Origin of the sequence: Streptomyces sp. NBC_01445 (assembly GCF_035918235.1) — a bacterium.
In the GTDB taxonomy this organism is placed as follows: Bacteria; Actinomycetota; Actinomycetes; order Streptomycetales; family Streptomycetaceae; genus Streptomyces.
Genome location: NZ_CP109485.1, coordinates 1,886,287 through 1,903,771, shown reverse-complemented (window position 1 = coordinate 1,903,771; position 17,485 = coordinate 1,886,287). Strand labels below are relative to the sequence as shown.

Genomic DNA, 17,485 nt, shown 5'->3' with positions numbered 1-17,485 from the left:
TCGTCGAGTACGCGGCGGCGCCTATCGCTTCTGTGCTCTGCAGCGCTTCATCAGCGCGGTGATCCGTGCCTGGTCCGCCTGGCCATCGAGCTCGGCCAGAAGATCGTCGGGGCGCAACTCGTAGAGGTCGCCCCACCATCGGCGTCCTCTGCTCAGCCGTCAGGCGCGTAGACCCGCTTGCCGCAGGCCGATCGCGGCCAGGTCGGCGATGACCTGTTCGTCGCCGCGCCGCCAAGCCTCCGCGAGACCGCCGGGTGGCGCGGGCACCGCTGCGAGTGCGCGCTGCGAACCGGTGAGGACGCGCAGCGCGAGGAGGTCGGCGCCACCCGGATCGGAGGCGAGGCGCCGGGTGACGGCGCTGCGGCGGATCCAACGCAGGCGCGGGGGCAGCCACAGCAGCAGTACGAACACCACCGGGATGACGATCAGGACGACCGTGGTCAGCGTGGCCACGTGGCCTACCGTGTCCTGGAGCGAACGACCCGCGTCGGCCAGCCCCGTGCCGGCCTCGGCGGCGGACCCGAGCTGCTTCTTCAACTGACTCCCGACGAACGGCACCTTCGAGGCCGCATCGCCCGCGTCGACGAGTCCGTCGGAGAGGCTGTTGCCGGCGCTTTCCGCCTTGCGGCCCGGATCGGCCAGTCGCCCGATCGCGTCGTGCACGACCAGGGCCAGCTTCACTGCGGCGTAGATCAGGGCCGCCGCGATCAGGTCTGCGAGGATCTGGCGGCTTCGACGTGCCGGGGTCTGGGCGTAGAGGCGCATGGGCGTGCTCCTTTTCCGAACGGCCATCGGCGGTCGGCGGCTGCCCGTACGGCTACCCTGATCGGGAGGGTGGAACTCCGTGCCAACCGTCGGCCCATGGGCCTTCAGAGATAGACCACGCCCTGTTGCATTTTCGCGCGAAGGCGGACGGCACCGTAAACCACACCCGTTCGCGAGCCTCATCTGATCCATGTGGGCCTCTCAGCGTGTCCTACCTTTCAAGCGGGTCGGATCTGATCATTCGTAGGATCAGGTAGGCCCAGGCGATTCGGGTATGGCTGTCAGTTTGTCGCCGCTTGATGGCTCAAAGAACTTGGCAGCCTGGAGCTCTGCGACGACTCGACTGCTAAGGGGGATTCGCGACTTGACCGCTTCGCATGACAACGCCGGCGAGGTCGTCTGCTGGGACCGGTGTGAGACGACGAGCCGGCGGAGGTGGCTGTGCCCCAGATATGGGCCGGAGTGGACATTGGCAAGGAACACCACCACTGCGTGGTGATCGACGCCCAGGGCAAGCGCCTCGTTTCACGCCGGGAGTTCGACGGCGCCGGCCTTCGTGGACCACTCGCGTGGGCTGTAGCCGTAGCGCCCGGGAGCTTGCCTGGGGAGCGGCGGCCGCACCGCTGGGGTGGGGGCGCGCAGGCTGAAATCCTGTCGTCCCGACGGTTCGAACGTCGCAGGTGAAGGGCCGTTTTTATAACGGCCCTCTTTCTGTTTCCGGGCCCCTGCAACTGACCGGGCCACCGGGCCCCTGGACCGCCGCGATGCGAAGCCTGGGCCGTCAGCCGATGGGATGGAGGACAAGGTCGACCAGGCGCTGCGCCTGGTCGACTTCTTCGCGGGCGCCTTCTTGCCAGTCACCGCGGGACGCCTTGGCCTTCTGCACGGACTCCTGGAGAGCGGCCATGAGGTCGACGACCGCCTCGGCAGGGGTCTCCGCCTCGGCCGCGGGCGGTGGCTCCTTGCCCTTCTGCTCGGCAACGATCAGGTCGGAGATCGCATCGGTGTACCGGTCCGTCGCAGCCGGCGTCCTCAGGGGTGTCGTCGCCGGCCATGATGCCCATCAGCGCGAGCGCGCTTGATCTCGTCCTCAGGGGTGTCGACCGTCGGCGGGGGTGAGTGCAGCGCACGGCCCGGCGAGCACACGTACGGACCGTGGTCAGGCAGTCACGGTCCGTACCGGTGGTGCAGCGCTCGGGTGGTCAGCGGGCCTGGTTCAGCGTGCCCAGGTCCTGCCGGAGTGCGGGGCCTGCGCGAGTCCGGTGGCCCACAGCTGGTCGACACGCGAGCGTTCAGTGGCGTTCGGGTAGCGGCTGGTGCAGGACGGGCCGGGGCCGCCGCCCGACATCAGCTCACTGCACGGCCCGCTGTAGTTGTCCGGCAGTCCCAGCACGTGCCCGGTCTCGTGGGTGGCGACGCGGACTGAGTCGTTCTGCCGGCTCTGGGTGTAGTCGAGGAAGATGTAGCCGTCTCCGTGGCCGTTGGTGGAGGCGTAGGACCCCTCTGGATCGTTGCCCTCGCGGTAGGAGAAGTCGGCACCACTCGACGTTGCCTGGAGCTTGACGTTGGACTCGGAGCTGTTCCAGATCGAGGCCGCGCTCGATATCTGCGAACGGAAGCTCGGTGCCTGGGAGGCGTTGTAGTAGACGGTCACCGCCTGCGCGTTCGGCTGGGCGGCGCGCTTCTCGGCGACCGATTTGAGCACGGCGTCGAAGAACGCCTTGTCGTTCGCAGCCTCCTTGACCGACCCGGCGTACCGCGCCGCGGAGGTACCGGTGGCAGCGGACGGGGTGGTGGCCGTCTGGGCGCTCGCCGGCACCGCAGCGCCCAGCGCGCTGGAGGCCAGACCCAGGCCGAGAACGAGGGCGAGGGTCCTCGCGGACGTTCGGGACGACTTCATACGGGGGCTCCTACTCGCTCGGTGACGCCGAGCGTCCGGGGCGTGGTCGGCTCTGCCTGAACACGGTTCCGAACTGCGGCGACGTCCTGTGAGTCGTCATTCTTAGAACGGCTCGGCAGGGAGCACAATGGGGTCCCGCCACTACGTCGCCTCGTAGGTCCCGGGACCTCGCCAGGGCCGTGTGCGAGTCTGCGGCCCGCACGTGGCGGCAGGAGGGGAAGCTGTCGCGGCGTCAGAAGTGTTACGCCACAGGGCATCGGGCGCGCGGGCCGGTCGGGCGGAATGCGGGGATGTGTAGCAGGATCCGAATTAGGGCCAAAACGGACAAATGCCCAAATGTCTGCCATGCCGCATCTACTAAGAGTGCCGGTTGATTGGTGGGGCGACGTGACTGATGTCATAGAACAAGGACTTTTGTTCCTTTCGCGCCCCATCGGCCCCGGGGCGCCCCCCAGGGAGTCACTCTCGGCGCTGGGCGGCGCCCCTCGCCGCTGAGCCGCCGCCGCTCAGCCCTGATCGTCGGTGATCCGACGCCAGAGAGCCCGCGTCCTCGACGCCGCGCCGGGTTCGACATGACGTTGAGGCCGACCGGCTACTGGTCGGCCTCAACATCGCAGAGTCTGGTTCCACGACCGTGACACAGGGCACTGGGGTGTCAACGTGCCCCGGCCGGCCCCGTTCCTTGAACGCCGGAGGGGCTTGATCGGGCAGTCTTGCCCCGGAGGGCGTATGCGTTCAGGGTCAGGGACAGGCTCGCCGTCAGGCGTCGCGCGTACGGGAGGTGGAGGGACTCGTTCGGGCCGTGGGCGTTCGCACCCGGGCCCAGCACCCCGCAGGCCAGGAACTGGGCCTCGGGGAACTGCCGGGTCAACCTCCCGATGAGAGGAATCGTGCCGCCCTGCCCGATCCGGGCGACGTCCGCCCCGTCGAAGCAGGCCCGGCTCGCCGCGGACAACGCCGCGCTGAGCCAGGGGAGTTCGGCGGGCGCGTGCCAGCCGTCGGCGAGGACCTGGTCGGGCGTGAAGCGGACCGACGCGCCGTACGGCGGGTCTGCCTCGAGGAGGCGGCCGACCTCCGCGACGGCCGCCGCGCTGTCCACCGTCGGGGGCAGTCGCAGGGAGAGCTTGAGCCGGGTGTGCGGACGCAGCACGTTGCCCGCGGTGGCGACCGGTGGCAGTCCGTCCGCTCCGGTGACCTCCAGGCTCGGGCGCCAGGCCCGGTTCAGGAGAAGCTCCGCGGGATCGAGGCTCACCGGCGACGCGTCCCCGGACCAGTCGAAGCGGCCCCAGACCTGGTCACCCAGGAGCGCCGCCGCCTCGCGGGTCTGGGCGCGACGCCCGTCCGGCACCTCGCAGTGCAGCGCACCGGGGCGCAAGGTTCCCGTCGCGCCGTCCTCCAGGCGGTCGAGCAGCTGCCGCAGTACCCGGAACGACGACGGGACCACACCGCCCGCGTCCCCGGAGTGCGCGCCGTCGCCGAGGACACGCACGTCGAGCGTTCCGCCGCAGGCCCCGCGCAGCGACGTGACCAGCCACAGCCGTTCGTAGTCGCCCGCGCCGGAGTCCAGACAGACCACGAGGCCCACTTCGCCGATGCGGTGCGCCAGTTGTGCGAACCAGTGGTCGAGGTCGGGGCTGCCCGATTCCTCCCCGGCCTCGAACACGCCGACGCAGCGCGGCCGGGCCGCCCCCTGTTCGGCCAGCGCACGCACCGCGGTCACCGAGGCGGGCAGCGCGTACCCGTCGTCGGCGCCGCCGCGCCCGTACAGCCGGGTGCCGTCGAAGGCCGGTTCCCACGCGGTGCGGCCCTCGGTCCAGCCGTCGCCCTCGGGTTGCTTGTCGAGATGGCCGTAGAAGAGGACGGTCTCGTCGGAGTGCGCGCCCTCGCCGGGGATCTCGAAGAAGATCAGGGGCGTATGCCCGGGTGCGCGCAGGACCTCCACCCACAGGCCCGGCAGTGGCACGTCCCGCAGCCACGCGGCCGCCGCGTCGACGGCCCGGTCGAGGTGGCCGTGGGCCTCCCAGTCCGGGTCGTACGCGGGACTGACCGCCGGGATACGGATGTGCTCATGGATCAGGGGGAGCACATCCGTGTCCCACTGCTTGTCGCAGAAGTCCCGTACGGGACCGGCGTCCGCGACGGCACCGGCCACGGCTCGCGGCTCAGGCATCGGCGAGGATCTTCGCCACCGGGGCGAACTCGATGCCGAGCAGTGTCTCCACCGGCGCGTACACCTCGGGCATGTACATCGTCGTGGAGAGCTGGAGGTTCTCGGCCGGGGCGACGAGGACGCTGATCTGCTTGCCGACCTCGACGTCGGCGGAGGCGAGTGGCTGCCCGGCCTCGTCGAACGTCGTGATCAGGTCGGGGAAGGACGCCTTGCGCTCGCCGCCGGCCTCGAAGGTCATGTACTCGTTGACGAAGTGCAGCGTCGTTCCCTCCGCGTCGTCCAGCACCGCGACGCCGACGTCCAGGCCCTCGCGCTGCTCGCAGCGGTACTCGCGCACCGTGCCGGTCACCGCTATCTCGCCGCCCAGGTGCCCCGCGGCGCCCGCCGGGCCGTTCCCGAGGAAGCGGCGGCCGAGCTCGATGGCGAAGCTGATGGCGCCGGGTGCGCCGTTCTGCACGGCGTAGCCGACCTCGACCGGGTTGCGGGCCACGCCCACCCAGCCGCCCGCCTCGACCGAGGCGCGCCGGACGACGTTCGAGGTGGCGTCCAGAGTGCCGGAGACCGCGCCCTCGACGTACGCGTACGGCTTGCCGCCCGCGTAGCCCTGGTAGGAGCGGTAGCCGTCGCGCGCGTGCAGGCCCATCGCGCCCATCTGACTGGACGGGTGAGCGCGGCCGTTGCAGGCCAGGTCGATGACGGGCAGGCCGGTCATCGCCGAGTGGAACCAGCCGTTGATGGTGGTCTCGGCCCCGTTCTCGTTCGTGTGGATCGCGACGAGCTCGCGCGGCAGGTCGCGGCGGAGCAGTTCCAGGGCGCGCAGCAGGTGGGTCGGCAGCACCTGCGGGTCGGGCGCGGCAGGGGCGCCCACCAGGGCCACGGTCGCGGTCAGGTCGTCGGCCGCGAACTCGTCGGCGGTCCACAGCTCGGGCGCGCCGACCTGGAGAGCCAGTTCGGCGGTGCGCAGGCCCCGCTCGACGAACCCGCCGCCGCCTCCGCCCAGTACGGCTCCGCCGTACACGGCCGCGCGGATGTCGTCGTGGGTCAACTGTCGCTTCACGGGGGTCTCCCAGGGTGGTTCTGTGCAGGGTGTGCGAGAGGACGGACGGGTGCGAGAGGACGGACGGGGGCGTCGTCCGGTCGTGGGTGTCCGGTTACGGCGTCCGACTACTTGGCGGCCTTGAACACGCCGTTGCCGAACGAGTAGAGGGCGTCTCCGGCGATCGCGCCGCCCGCGAAGACCTCCAGGTCTTCCTTGGCCTTCGGGCCGAGCACGCGCGGGGCGAGGACACGGACGGCGATGCCGGCGGCGACCATCCAGCCGGCCATCGGCGTGGTGATCAACAGGCCGGTCGCGAGCAGGATGCCGAGCTGGCGCCTTGAGCCACCGACGATCTGCACGATCGCGCCGGGGATCGCCCACAGGGCGAGGCGCTGGGCGGTCTCCACGGACGGGCCCGCCTTGATCGCGGCGACGTACGCCGCGTCGATGGGGGCGGTCTGCCCGTTGTCGAAGAACATCCGGTACGAGACGAGGACGACGACGATGGCGACGCCGAAGCCGATCATCGCGGCGATCAGCTGCTGGCGGCGGCCCTCCAGCTCGAAGGCCGGGTCGGCGTTCTCGCCGCGCAACAGGTGGCCCGCCTTGAGGTCGTAGCCCATGTCGGCGAAGGCCGGACCGGTCGCGGCGGTGAAGCCGGACAGGACAACGAGCGCTTCGGGCGGAAATCCGATGAGGATGCCGAGCAGCAGCGTGATCAGGGCGATCGCGAAGGCCGGGAACCAGCCGGAGTGCATGGAGGCGATACCGACGAGCAGTTCGTGCACGAACGCGGCGACGGTGGCGTACACGAGGAACCCGATCAGCATGCCGGGGCTCATGTGTGTCGCGGCGCCGGTGCCGAACGCGAGCAGGACCGAGATGACGAGGTAGGCGCCGAAACCCAGGCGCATCGAGCGGCCCAGGCGCTGCGTGCCGTCCCGCGTGCCTTCCGGCGCGCCGGCCGGTGCGGCCGCGCGGGTCTCGTCGGCCGCGGTGCGCCGGGCCTTGAGAATGGTGCGGCCGACCTGGACCAGGGCGACCAGACCGGCGCCGATCATCATGCCGTGCGGCAGGTACATCGCGTTCAGATCCAGGCCGAGCAGCGGCTCGGCGTACTGGGTGAACAGCAGGCCGACGCCGAAGGCGGCCATGGCCGCGAACCCGCCGATGAGCGCCACGCCGAACGCCGACATCGGCAGCGTGAACACGGCGCCGGCCAGTCCGGTCAGCAGGCCGAGGCCGAGCACCTTGGCGCGTCGGCCGCCCTCGTCGCCCGCCTTGATCGCCTCGGCGGCGGCGAGACCGGGCGGCCAGGGGTTCTTCGCGGGGAAGGCCGGGGTGTCGTACATGCGGTAGAGCAGCCAGGCGTCGACCAGCATCGCGGCGGCGACCCCGATCAGCATCGGGATGATCATGTTGTCCATCCCGAACAGGAACGGGATGCCGATCGGCAGGAACAGGCTGTTCGCGGCGCCGAACGTGGCCGAGGAGATGCTGGTCTGCGCCAGGTTCTGGGCGTGCACCGAGCGGAATCCGCGGAACCAGACGAGCGGCACCCGGGCCAGGGTCATCGCGGCCAGCGCGCCGATCAGCGAGGTGCTGGGGGTGACGCCGAGCGTGGCGAGCAGCTGTACGCCCACGACGGCGCCGAACACGCTGAGCACCACGGTGAGGATCAGGTTGCCGGGTGCGAGGGCGCGGGGGTGGTGTCGCCCCTGACTCGCGGGGTGCGAGGTCTCGGCGTGGGGCGCGGCGTCAGTGCGGCTCATGGGTCTCCGGTGCTCCCTTGCGGGTCGACGGCTTGTCAGTCGCCAGGGGAGGTTCTAAAATCTGGAACCAGGTCTTAATTTCTGGATTCCTTTGGATCATCCATACGGCGTACCGCGCCGTCAAGGGTGCGACCCGGGATCTCGGTATGTGGGCGGCCCGGAGGTGCGGGCGAGGTGCGGTCAGGGGTGCGCCCGGCTGCCCCTTACGATCGGACGAAACGACTCGGGGGAGCTCGGGGGAGGCGGGAGAACGGTGAGCACACTCGCCAACGCACGCGATGTCCTGCGGTTGATGGCGCGCCTGCAGCGCGACCTGACCGTGACGGATGTGGCCGGCGCACTGGACCTGCCCAAGAGCTCCGTGTCGCGGACGCTGAGCATGATGGCCGACTACGGCTTCCTCGACCGGGACCCGGTGAGCCGCGCCTACCGCCCCGGCGAGCTCGTCATGGAGGCCTCGTACCACTTCCGTGCCTCGCGCAGCACGGCCTCCCTCCTGGAGGAGGAGCTGGCCAGGCTGGTCGCCGACATCGGATACACCGGGTACGTGGACGTGCTGGACGGGGCCGAGTCGCTCGTGCTCCACATGCGGATCGGCACGGTCGGTGCCCTCCAGGCGTACACCCCGGCCGGCACCCGGGCGCCCGCCTACGCCAGCTCCATGGGCCGCGCGCTGCTCGCCCGCCTGGACGACGCGCAGGTGCTGCGGCTCGTCGACGCCCGCCTCGAACAGAGCACGGGCTCGGCGCCTCGCACCCCCGGTGAACTGGTCTCCTGCCTGGCCCGGGTGCGCGCCAACGGCTGGGAGTCCTCGCGCGGCGAGTTCGTGCCGAACGTCGCTGGGATCTCCGCCGCCGTCCTCGACAGCGACACCGGCCAGGTCTTCGGTATCGGGATCGCGCTGCCCGCCCCCGAGGTTCGCGACGAGAACGAGGCGCGCTTCGGCCGGGCCGTACGCGACGCCGCTCTGCGCGTCGGCAAGCGCATCGGTGACCCGTACTGGCTGCGCTACGTGGAGGCCGGCGCCGCCCGCTGAGTCCGCCCGCTCAGTTCAGCATCGGGCCGAGGGCCGCGCCGACCACAGCAGCCGGTGTCAGTACCGGCACGGTGACCCCGTCGGCGCGCAGCGCTTTGCGGTGTCGGGTCCCGAAGCCCATGCAGTCGAGCATCAGGGCGCTCGCACCCGCCTCCAGGTGGGTGCGGGCCGCCGCGCTCAGGGCCAGGTAGTCGTCGGCGTACGGCGAGGCTGTGGCGAACGCGGGGGCCGGAATGATGTCCCGCCACTTCTCGCGGGCCTCGGTCACCTGCTCCGGCAGCGGCACGACGATCCCGACCTGACTGCCCCGCAGCACCGTGGCGACGTACCCCGTAACCAGCGCGTCCGGCTCGACGAGCCGTGCCCGCCGGGTCCGGAGGCCGGAAAACTCGCCCGTGCACAGAAGCGCCACGACGTCGGCGCCCTCGTCCTCCACCTGGTCGACGCGGGTTTGCAGCCCGGCCCCGACGGCCTCGGCGTCCAGCGTCACGGAGCCGCCGTCGGCCAGCCGGCTCAGGAGTGTCGCGCGCCCGCGCGTGGCCCCGAACCGTGCCTCGACCTCCGGTCGGGTCAGACCGTCGAGCACTCCGGCGTGCCGTACGCACGCTGTCGCAGGCAGGTACGCCTCGATGGCCTGGGAAAGGTCCGGGCGTGGGGCCTGACCGATGGTCAGAAAGGTCACCGCATGCATGACGCCTCGCTTCATATGGAGTTCCAGATAATGGACCCTGGTTCCGTATTAACGTATCCCACTCGTCAGCTGCCGGTAGGTGTCTCCCGGCGGCACTCCTCCGGTCCCGGCCCAGGGCATCAATCGGCGCCCGCCGACCGGCTGGCCGCCGAGTGCGGTGTGTCCGCGGTGGTGGTTGTAGCGGTGGAGTCCTGACCGGCCGGGGAGGCACGGCCTGTCAATCACCCCGAATCGTGGGGACCCGTTCAGGCAGCCAGCCGCTCGTAGAGGCCGGCCCCGTAGTCGTGTTCGCTGCTGGTCAGTGCAGTTGGCCGATCTCCTTCAGGCGGTCGACGTACAGGTCGGGGATGCGACCGCTGAGGTCAGGTGCGACGTTCAGCAGGAACAGGGCGTTGCCCTCGTTGGCCTTCTTGAGGTTGGTGACGATCTCGTCGGCCGGCCGTGGAGCGCCCGTCCCGGTGGTGTGGAACCACGTGCGGTTGGTGTCGAGTGTGTCGCTGGCGTCGGTGGGGCGGGGGTTGGAGGCCGGCGGCATGCCCTGGACCGGTACCTCGTACACGATGACGTCGGTGGTCCGGAGCGAGCCCTCGTGGTCGTTGTTCGCGACGACCGTGTGCGGCGAGGTCTTGCGGATCATGTCGCGGACCGGCTGGTAGGGGATCTTGGAGTACGGGATGTTCCAGCCCCAGCCGTCGAACCAGAGGTAGTCGATCTGCCCGTACTGGGTGAGCAGTTCACGCAACTGGTTCTCGATGAGCTCGGTGCTGTCGCCGTTGTGCCGGTCCCAGATGGAGAAGTAGAGGCCGACCTTGAGGCCGTTGGCGTGCATGGCGTCGACGTACTCGCGGACGATGTCGCCCTTGCCGTTCTTGTACGGGCTGGCGGCGACGGAGTAGTCGGAGTACTTCGTCGGCCACAGGGCGAAGCCGTCGTGGTGCTTGGCGGTGAGCACGCCGAACTGCATCCCGGCCGCCTTCATGGACTTCGCCCACTGGTCGGCGTCGAGGTTCGTCGGGTTGAAGTCCGCGGGGTTGCCGTTGGGGTCGGCCCACTGCTCGTCCTGGTACGTCGACATGTTGAAGTGCATGAACATGCCGAACGGGTTGTTGTCCACCCACTTCTGAGCGGCCCGGCTGGGCTTGAGGACGGACGTTCCGAAGACCTGGACCTCCGCGAGGGCCAGGTAGCCGCTCCCTTCGAGCTGTACCCGTACGTAACGGGCCGGGCGCTTCAGGGCGACCTCGGCCGAAGCGCCGTCGAGGGTCCCGAACCGGGTGGCGCTCACGCCGCTCTGCGCCTTTGCCTCTTCCAGGCTCGCCGAGCCGAAGGGCTTGTCGGAGGTCAGGACCCAGAAGTTCGACAGCCGGTCGGTGCAGCAGTCGGTGCGGTTCCAGACGGCGACCTTGGTGACGTCCTGGCTGCTGCCGAGGTCCGTCTGCCACCACGGCTGTGCCTCCAGCGCGGTGTGCGAGACCGAGTCGGCGTAGTAGTTGCCGTTGTGCTCACCGTCGACGGCGCGGGCTGCCGCGCCGTCGTAGGCGGTGCTGCTCTGTGTCGCCCTGGTGTCGATGGCCAGGTCCCGCAGCTCGCTGCCGGCCGGCGGCGTCGCGTTCGATGTCGCGGCGGAACCGCTCTGAACTCCCGCTGTCAGCAGGGTCAGTACGGCCAGTACGCCGATGAGATACGTCCTTGCGGAGCGTCTCACGCCTACCTCCTCGTCGGAGAATTTTCCTATACGATTTCGGCGCGTAAGGGGGATGTCAAGGGGCGCGGTGCCCCTCGCGGACACCTGCGTGCTTCGTGTCAATTGCCGCTACTAGACCCGTGTTTGGGTGGTAACTTCCGTGCGCAGTCATGTCGCACGTATTGACGCGGCCGCATCGTCAGCGCACCATCACCCTGCAAAGATCCTATTGGATTGGGGTAGATGGGCGTGAAGAACCAGCTCCTGCTGAGAACCGTGGCGCGGGCCGCCGTCGCCGGGACGCTCCTGGCGGCCGGTGCGGTGGGCTGCACGGTGAAGAACTCCGGGGATCCGGTGAACGCGGGCGCCGGAGCGTCGGCGAGTACGGGCGACGGAACGGCCGAGCTGGCCAACGGCTCGGGTGTGAAGGTCGCATTGGTCCCCGGCGGGGCGCACCCCTACTTCCAGCCCTGGAAGCAGGCCGGGCGGACCGCCAAGAGCACATACAAGCTGGGAGGAGTCACCTTCGACGAGACCGCCGAGTGGGACCAGCAGAAGCAGAACGACCTGCTGTCCTCCCTCGCCGCCCGCGGCTACAACGCCTTCGGTGTCTTCGGCGTCTCGCCGACCGACATCAACAGCACGTTCGCCCGCCTCAAGTCCCAGGGGCTCCCCGTCGCTTCGCTCGGCTCCTGTCCCGCGGGCACGGTCGACAAGGCGGACTTCTGTCTGTCGACCGACGTCCAACTCGCCGCGTACAAAGCTGCCAAGGCCGCCATCGACCAGATGGGCGGCAAGGGCACCCTGGTCCATCTGACGGGCAACAACGTCGACGCCAACACCCAGTTGCGGATCAAGGGCGTGGCAAAGGCGGTCCGCGAGAGCGGCGGGAAGGTGAAGCTGCTGCAGACCGTCACGGACATCGACAAGGACCTTCAGACGGCGCAGAAGGCGGTCTCCGACCTGATGGCCGCCAAGGGCAAGTCGATCCAGGGCATCGTCGCCACCGCCTACAACCCGGCGGTCGCCGCCGCGGGCGCGGTGCAGAGTTCCGGGTCGAAGGCCAAGGTCATCGCGATCGACGACGACGCCAAGATCCTCAGCTCGATCAGGAACGGCTCCGTGAGCGCGACCGTCGTACAGAACCCGGTCGGCCAGGCCGACATCGGGTCCTGGGTGCTCGCCCTTCTGCAGACCAAGCAGTGCACGATGCGGACCCCCGGCGTCACGGTCGACTCGGGGTCGTTCGTGGTGACCAAGGAGAACGTCGCCGACTACGACACCGCCCGCAAGGCCAAGACCGCCGAGCTGAAGAAGAAGTTCGCCGACGAGCTGCTCAACTGCCGCTGACCGCCGGCCCCGTACCCCCGCACCTCCCGTACACCCGGAGTCCCATGAGCATCGTCATCACCGCCGCCACGGCCCATCTCGCCGACATCGAGGTCGAGACGGTACGGACCGACGCCGTCCAGTCGTTCGTCAAGCAAGAGACGATCTTCGTCGACCTCGCCACGTCCGAAGGCCTCACCGGCACCGGATACGCGTACACCATCGGCACCGGCGGCTCGTCCGTCCTCGCCATGCTGCGCGACCACCTGCTGCCCAGGCTGATCGGGCAGGACGCCCGCCGCGTCGAGGGACTGTGGCAGGAGCTGTTCTCCCTGACGCGCGCCACGGCCGTCGGGGCGATCACCTCGCTCGCCCTCGCCGCGGTCGACACCGCCCTGTGGGATCTGCGGTGCAAGCGGGCCGGCGAACCGCTGTGGCGGCTGGCCGGCGGGTTCCGCCAGGACGTCCCGCTGTACGACACCGAGGGCGGCTGGCTGCACCTCAGCACCGAGGACCTCGTCAAGGGCGCCCTGGATGCCCGGGACAAGGGGTGGTCCGGGGTGAAGATCAAGGTGGGCAAGGAGCGCGTCTCCGAGGACGTCGAGCGGCTGCGCGCCGTACGGAAGGCCGTCGGGCCCGCCCTGCACATCATGACGGACGCCAACCAGTCCCAGACCGCGTCCTCCGCGCTGCGGCTCGCCGCGGCACTGGAGCCCTACGCTCCGTTCTGGCTGGAGGAGCCCCTGCCGGCCGACGACGTGAGCGGCCACGCACGGTTGGCGCGGGCCACCTCGATTCCTGTGGCCGTAGGTGAATCCCTGTACTCACCCCTGCAGTTCAGGCAGTACCTGGAGTCGGGCGCCGCCTCCGTCGTCCAGGTCGACGTGGCCCGCGTCGGCGGCATCACGCCCTGGCTGAAGGTCGCCCATCTCGCCGAGACCTTCAACGTCATGGTCTGCCCCCACTTCCTGATGGAACTGCACATCAGCCTCGTCGCCGCCGTGCCCAACGGCCGGTTCGTCGAGTACATACCGCAGTTGAGGGCCGTCACCCGCTCGGAGCTCGCCGTGGACGGCGGACGCGCTCTCGCTCCGGACGTGCCGGGTATCGGCATCGACTGGGACCGGGACGCCCTGGACGACCGGACGGTGGCATGAACACCACGACTGCACCACCCGCGCCCGCGGCCGGACCCGCCACCGACAAGCCCCGGTCCGCCGGCCGGCTGCCGTTCTGGGTCAACCAGCAACTCGGGCTCCTCGTCCTGGTCGTCGCGCTGGCCGCGCTGTTCGGGGCGCTGCGTCCCGCGTTCTTCAACGCTCAGTTCTCCCTCTTCCCCCTGCTCAGCGACATCTCCACGCTGACCGTGGTGGCACTGGCGCAGATGGTCGTACTGTCGGTCGGGCACATGAACCTTGCCGTCGGACGCATGGCCTCCTTCGGCGCCATGTTCGCCGGACTCGGCTACGACCGGCTCCATCTCCCGCTCGTCCTGGGCCTGTTGCTCTGCCTGATCGCCGGCACCGCGATCGGGGCGCTCGCCGGATGGGTGATCGCCCGGACCGGAGTGAGCTCCTTCGTCGTCACGCTGGCCATGGACTTCGCGCTCCTGGGACTCGTATCGCTGCTGTACGGGGCGCTGACCGACAACGCGGCCTTCACCTCGACCCCGGCGGGCATGGCGGAGCTGCGTAGTTACTCGCTCGCCGACATCTGCGCGGGCCCCGTCTGCGGCTCCGACGCAGTACCGCAGCTTGCCCAGTTCACGGTCCTGGCCCTGATCGGCCTCGGCTTCCTGTACCGCTACACCCGCACCGGCCGCGAACTGCTCCTCACCGGCGCAAACCCCGCCGCCGCGGAACTCTCCGGCATTCCGATCCGCCGGCGCATCGTCACGGCCCACGCCCTGTCCGGGCTGCTCGCCTCCCTCGCCGGATTCATGGCGGCCGTCAGCACCGGGTCGTTCCGGGCATCCATCGGCGGGGAGTTCATGCTCCCCTCGTTCCTCGGGGCGGTGCTCGGCGGCGCGCTGCTGACCGGCGGAGTCGTCTCCGTACTCGGTGCGCTGCTCGGTACCTCGCTGGTGGACGTGATCCGCAAGGGGCTCGATCTGCTCGGGGTCGGTCTTGAGAGCCTGAACATCTATCTGGGCGGCGTCCTGCTGCTGGCCCTCTCGGCCGACCGGATCCGTAACGTCGTCTCCTACCGCAAGGTGGTGCGGTCCACATGAGGCTGACCCGTGACGTCCTGACCACAGTCACCCCCGCGATCCGGCGGCACTCACGCTCCACCGAGACGACCCTGCTGGCCGTCGTCGTCGTGGGCTGCGCCGGCCTCGCGATCGCCTCCTCGGGCGACTTCCTCGGCGGGAACTCCGTCCGGACCTTTCTGCAGTACCTCGCCACTCCGGTGCTCATCGGGCTGGCCCAGATGGTGGCGCTCTGTGTGGGCCAGCTCAATCTGGCCGTCGGCGCCCTGGGCGGATTCACCGCCGCCGTGATGGCCGTCCTGATGGCCGACGCGCACTGGCCGATGGCGGTCGTGGTGGTGGCCGGCGTACTGATCGCCACCCTGATCGGGCTGCTGACCGGCGTGTTCATCGTGGCCACCAGGATCAACGGTTTCATCGTCACGCTGGCCACCATGACCATGCTGCTGGGCGCCCAGTACCGCGTGGTGGGCACCCGGACCGTGGACGGCTACTCCTCCTTCCTCAAGGACCTGGGGTCGGCCGCACCGCTGAACATCCCCCTGGTGTTCCTGACGGCCGTCGCCACGGCCGCGCTGCTCGCGCTGTTCATGCACCGCGGCATCGCCGGGCGCCGACTGCTCGCGGCGGGCGGCAATCCCCTCGCCGCACGCCTGTCCGGCATCTCCACGGACCGGCAGATCGTCCTCGCCCACACCTTGTCCGGACTGCTGATCGGCGTCGCCGCCGTCACCGCCACCGCATCCCTTCCCGGAGTCAACGCCAGCGTCGGCGGCGACTGGCTGCTGCCCAGTTTCGCGGCCCCCATCATCGGGGGAGTGGCGCTCACCGGCGGCTCGGTGGCCGTACTCGGCACCGTCCTCGCTGCCTTCCTCATGCGGCTCATCGACACCGCGCGGGCGCAGTTCTCGCTCGACCCGAGCTGGGTGAACTTCCTCATCGGCATCGTCGTCCTGGGCACCGTGATAGGCGGTCGTATCCGTCAGTCGAAGGCCACAACTCCACTCCCCGTCAATGGAGTTGCGTCATGAGCAAGGTACTTCTCGAGGCCCGCGGCATCGTCAAGGTCTTCCCCGGCGTCCGCGCGCTGGACGGCGTGGGGCTGCGCCTGGAGGCCGGCACCGTACACGCCCTGCTCGGCGAGAACGGTGCGGGGAAATCCACCCTGATCAAGGTCCTCACCGGGGTCCACCCGCCGGACGGCGGGCAGTTGCTGCTGCACGGTGAGGGCGTACGGTTCCGGTCGCCGCTCGAGGCCGCGCACGCCGGGATCGGGGTCGTGCACCAGGAGCGGAACCTGGTGCCCGCCTTCTCCGTCGCGGAGAACATCTGCCTCCAGGCCCCGCCGTCCCGACGCGGGATGATCGACCGCGAGGCGATGTCCGCCCCCGCCCTGAGGTGCCTGGCCGAGATCGGGGTGGAACTGGATCCGCAGACACCGGTCTCCCAACTGTCCGTCGCGCAGAAGCAGTTGGTGGAAATCGCGAAGGCGCTGTTCACCGAGAGCAGGGTCCTGCTGCTCGACGAGCCGACCGCGTCCCTCTCGCCCCAGGAGACCGAGCGGCTCTTCGGGGTGATCCGCAGGCTCGCGGACCGGGGCACCTGCGTCGTCTTCGTCAGCCACAAGCTGGAGGAGGTGTTCGCGGTGTGCGACACGGTCACGGTGCTGCGCGACGGGAAGTCCGTACTGGACTCCGCACCCCTCGCCGACCACACCCACGACGACGTGGTGAACCTGATGGTGGGCCGCGCCCACACGACGTCCGGCTTCACACCGCGGACCGTCGACACCACCTCACCGCCCGCCCTCTCGCTCTCCGGATTCTCCACCGGCGCCGGGCACCGGGACATCACGCTCGATGTCCGGGTGGGCGAGATCGTGGGACTGTACGGACTCGTCGGCGCGGGCCGCAGCGAACTGGCCAAGGCGATCCTGGGACTTGACCGCATCGAGTCCGGCGAGGTCCGGGTGCACGGTGCCCCGGTGCGCATCAACTCGCCCAGGCAGGCGCTGCACGAGCACGGCATCGGCTATGTGACGGAGAACCGCAAGGAGGAGGGCGTCTTCCTGGAGCAGCCGATCGTGCGGAACATCACGGTCACCGTCTGGCGGAAGCTGGCCCGCGCCCTGGGGTACGTACCGGCCGACCGCGAACGCGCCACGGCGGCGGAGCTGGTCGAGCAACTCGGCATCCGTATCTCGGGACTCGACCAGCCCGCCGGGGAACTCTCCGGGGGCAATCAGCAGAAGGTGAGCCTCGCGAAGGGGCTCGCCGCCGACACCCGTCTGCTGGTCGTCGACGAGCCCACCGTGGGCGTTGACATCCGTACGAAGAGGGCCTTTCACGAACTGCTCTGGGAGCTCGCGGGCAAGGGCCTGCCGATCCTGCTGATCAGCAGCGACCTCGGCGAGATGGTGACCCTGGCGGACCGCATCGTCGTCATGGGTGGCTACCGCACGCGCGGCGAAGTACAGAACGATCACGACTACGAGGAGATGAGCGGCCGGATCATCCGTCTCATCCACGGCCGGCCCGAGGAGGCCGTACAGGAGAGGAACACGGCATGAAGCGCATGGCCCAGGTCATCAAGGTGCGGCCCGAGAAGCTCGCCGTGTACCGGCAGCTGCACCGCGACGTCCCGCAGCCGGTCCTCGACCGGCTGCGCCGCTCCCACATCGCCAACTACTCGATCCACCTGCTGGGGGACCGGCTGTTCAGCTACTTCGAGTACCACGGCGACGACCTGGAAGCGGACCTGCGGGCCATGGCGGACGACGAGGCGACGCAGGCGTGGTGGGCGCTCACCGACCCCTGCCAGGAGCCGGTCGAGGAGGCGGCGCCGGGGGAGTGGTGGACCGGCCTTGAACAGGTGTTCCTCATGGAGTAGG

The 17,485-nt window shown here is 69.8% G+C and carries 15 protein-coding genes and 1 pseudogene; 8 read left to right on the top strand and 8 right to left on the bottom strand.

Annotated elements, in window-relative coordinates; genetic code table 11:
• Nucleotides 1–159: 159 nt before the first annotated feature.
• Nucleotides 160–765 carry a hypothetical protein gene (locus tag OG574_RS08850; RefSeq protein ID WP_326772685.1) on the bottom strand — a complete coding sequence of 202 codons (606 nt, stop codon included), beginning with the start codon at nucleotides 763–765 and terminating at the stop codon, nucleotides 160–162.
• A 441-nt stretch (nucleotides 766–1,206) separates the two neighbouring features.
• Between OG574_RS08850 and OG574_RS08845 the strand changes: the two are divergent.
• Nucleotides 1,207–1,299, top strand: a pseudogene (locus OG574_RS08845) (IS110 family transposase); the annotation flags it as partial.
• A gap of 247 nt (nucleotides 1,300–1,546) precedes the next feature.
• On the opposite strand, the gene OG574_RS08840 reads toward OG574_RS08845, so the two are convergent.
• The 5 genes from OG574_RS08840 to OG574_RS08820 all read right to left on the bottom strand — a co-directional run bounded on the left by OG574_RS08840 (nucleotide 1,547) and on the right by OG574_RS08820 (nucleotide 7,646).
• Nucleotides 1,547–1,672 (bottom strand): hypothetical protein, encoded by a 126-nt coding sequence (locus tag OG574_RS08840; protein WP_326772684.1) that lies wholly within the window; start codon nucleotides 1,670–1,672, stop codon nucleotides 1,547–1,549.
• 309 nt (nucleotides 1,673–1,981) lie between these two features.
• Nucleotides 1,982–2,665 (bottom strand): snapalysin, encoded by a 684-nt coding sequence (gene snpA, locus OG574_RS08835; RefSeq protein WP_326772683.1) that lies wholly within the window; start codon nucleotides 2,663–2,665, stop codon nucleotides 1,982–1,984.
• Between the two features lie 655 nt (nucleotides 2,666–3,320).
• On the bottom strand, nucleotides 3,321–4,835 hold the full coding sequence (locus tag OG574_RS08830) for a M20/M25/M40 family metallo-hydrolase (protein WP_326772682.1): 1,515 nt from the start codon (nucleotides 4,833–4,835) through the stop codon (nucleotides 3,321–3,323).
• Nucleotides 4,828–5,892 (bottom strand): S-methyl thiohydantoin desulfurase domain-containing protein, encoded by a 1,065-nt coding sequence (locus OG574_RS08825; protein ID WP_326772681.1) that lies wholly within the window; start codon nucleotides 5,890–5,892, stop codon nucleotides 4,828–4,830. The genes OG574_RS08830 and OG574_RS08825 overlap by 8 nt, the downstream gene beginning before the upstream one ends.
• 107 nt (nucleotides 5,893–5,999) lie before the next feature.
• Nucleotides 6,000–7,646, bottom strand: a complete 1,647-nt coding sequence (locus tag OG574_RS08820; protein WP_326772680.1) for an OPT/YSL family transporter — start codon at nucleotides 7,644–7,646, stop codon at nucleotides 6,000–6,002.
• Nucleotides 7,647–7,899: 253 nt separating this feature from the next.
• On the opposite strand from OG574_RS08820, the gene OG574_RS08815 reads away from it, so the two are divergent.
• Complete coding sequence (locus OG574_RS08815) at nucleotides 7,900–8,682, top strand: IclR family transcriptional regulator (RefSeq protein WP_326772679.1); 783 nt, start codon at nucleotides 7,900–7,902, stop codon at nucleotides 8,680–8,682.
• A 10-nt stretch (nucleotides 8,683–8,692) separates the two neighbouring features.
• Here OG574_RS08815 and OG574_RS08810 read toward each other — a convergent pair whose 3' ends face one another.
• The gene (locus tag OG574_RS08810; RefSeq protein WP_326772678.1) at nucleotides 8,693–9,373 is read right to left on the bottom strand and encodes an AroM family protein; all 681 of its coding nucleotides are present in this window, start codon (nucleotides 9,371–9,373) and stop codon (nucleotides 8,693–8,695) included.
• 298 nt (nucleotides 9,374–9,671) lie between these two features.
• Nucleotides 9,672–11,078 carry an alpha-L-fucosidase gene (locus OG574_RS08805; protein ID WP_326772677.1) on the bottom strand — a complete coding sequence of 469 codons (1,407 nt, stop codon included), beginning with the start codon at nucleotides 11,076–11,078 and terminating at the stop codon, nucleotides 9,672–9,674.
• 222 nt (nucleotides 11,079–11,300) lie between these two features.
• Here OG574_RS08805 and OG574_RS08800 point away from each other — a divergent pair, with 222 nt between their 5' ends.
• From OG574_RS08800 to OG574_RS08775, 6 genes are read left to right on the top strand one after another with little or no spacing between them, the layout of a single operon-like run.
• Nucleotides 11,301–12,407 (top strand): sugar ABC transporter substrate-binding protein, encoded by a 1,107-nt coding sequence (locus tag OG574_RS08800; protein WP_326772676.1) that lies wholly within the window; start codon nucleotides 11,301–11,303, stop codon nucleotides 12,405–12,407.
• 44 nt (nucleotides 12,408–12,451) lie between these two features.
• Nucleotides 12,452–13,543: a mandelate racemase/muconate lactonizing enzyme family protein gene (locus OG574_RS08795; protein ID WP_326772675.1), complete on the top strand. Its 1,092-nt coding sequence runs from the start codon at nucleotides 12,452–12,454 to the stop codon at nucleotides 13,541–13,543.
• The gene (locus tag OG574_RS08790; RefSeq protein ID WP_326772674.1) at nucleotides 13,540–14,616 is read left to right on the top strand and encodes an ABC transporter permease; all 1,077 of its coding nucleotides are present in this window, start codon (nucleotides 13,540–13,542) and stop codon (nucleotides 14,614–14,616) included. Before OG574_RS08795 ends, OG574_RS08790 begins: the two co-directional genes overlap by 4 nt.
• Nucleotides 14,613–15,626, top strand: a complete 1,014-nt coding sequence (locus tag OG574_RS08785) for an ABC transporter permease (RefSeq protein WP_326772673.1) — start codon at nucleotides 14,613–14,615, stop codon at nucleotides 15,624–15,626. The genes OG574_RS08790 and OG574_RS08785 overlap by 4 nt, the downstream gene beginning before the upstream one ends.
• Nucleotides 15,623–17,164, top strand: coding sequence for a sugar ABC transporter ATP-binding protein (locus OG574_RS08780; RefSeq protein WP_326772672.1), 1,542 nt, complete (start codon nucleotides 15,623–15,625; stop codon nucleotides 17,162–17,164). Before OG574_RS08785 ends, OG574_RS08780 begins: the two co-directional genes overlap by 4 nt.
• Nucleotides 17,161–17,484 carry an L-rhamnose mutarotase gene (locus OG574_RS08775; RefSeq protein ID WP_326772671.1) on the top strand — a complete coding sequence of 108 codons (324 nt, stop codon included), beginning with the start codon at nucleotides 17,161–17,163 and terminating at the stop codon, nucleotides 17,482–17,484. The genes OG574_RS08780 and OG574_RS08775 overlap by 4 nt, the downstream gene beginning before the upstream one ends.
• Nucleotide 17,485 lies beyond the last annotated feature (1 nt).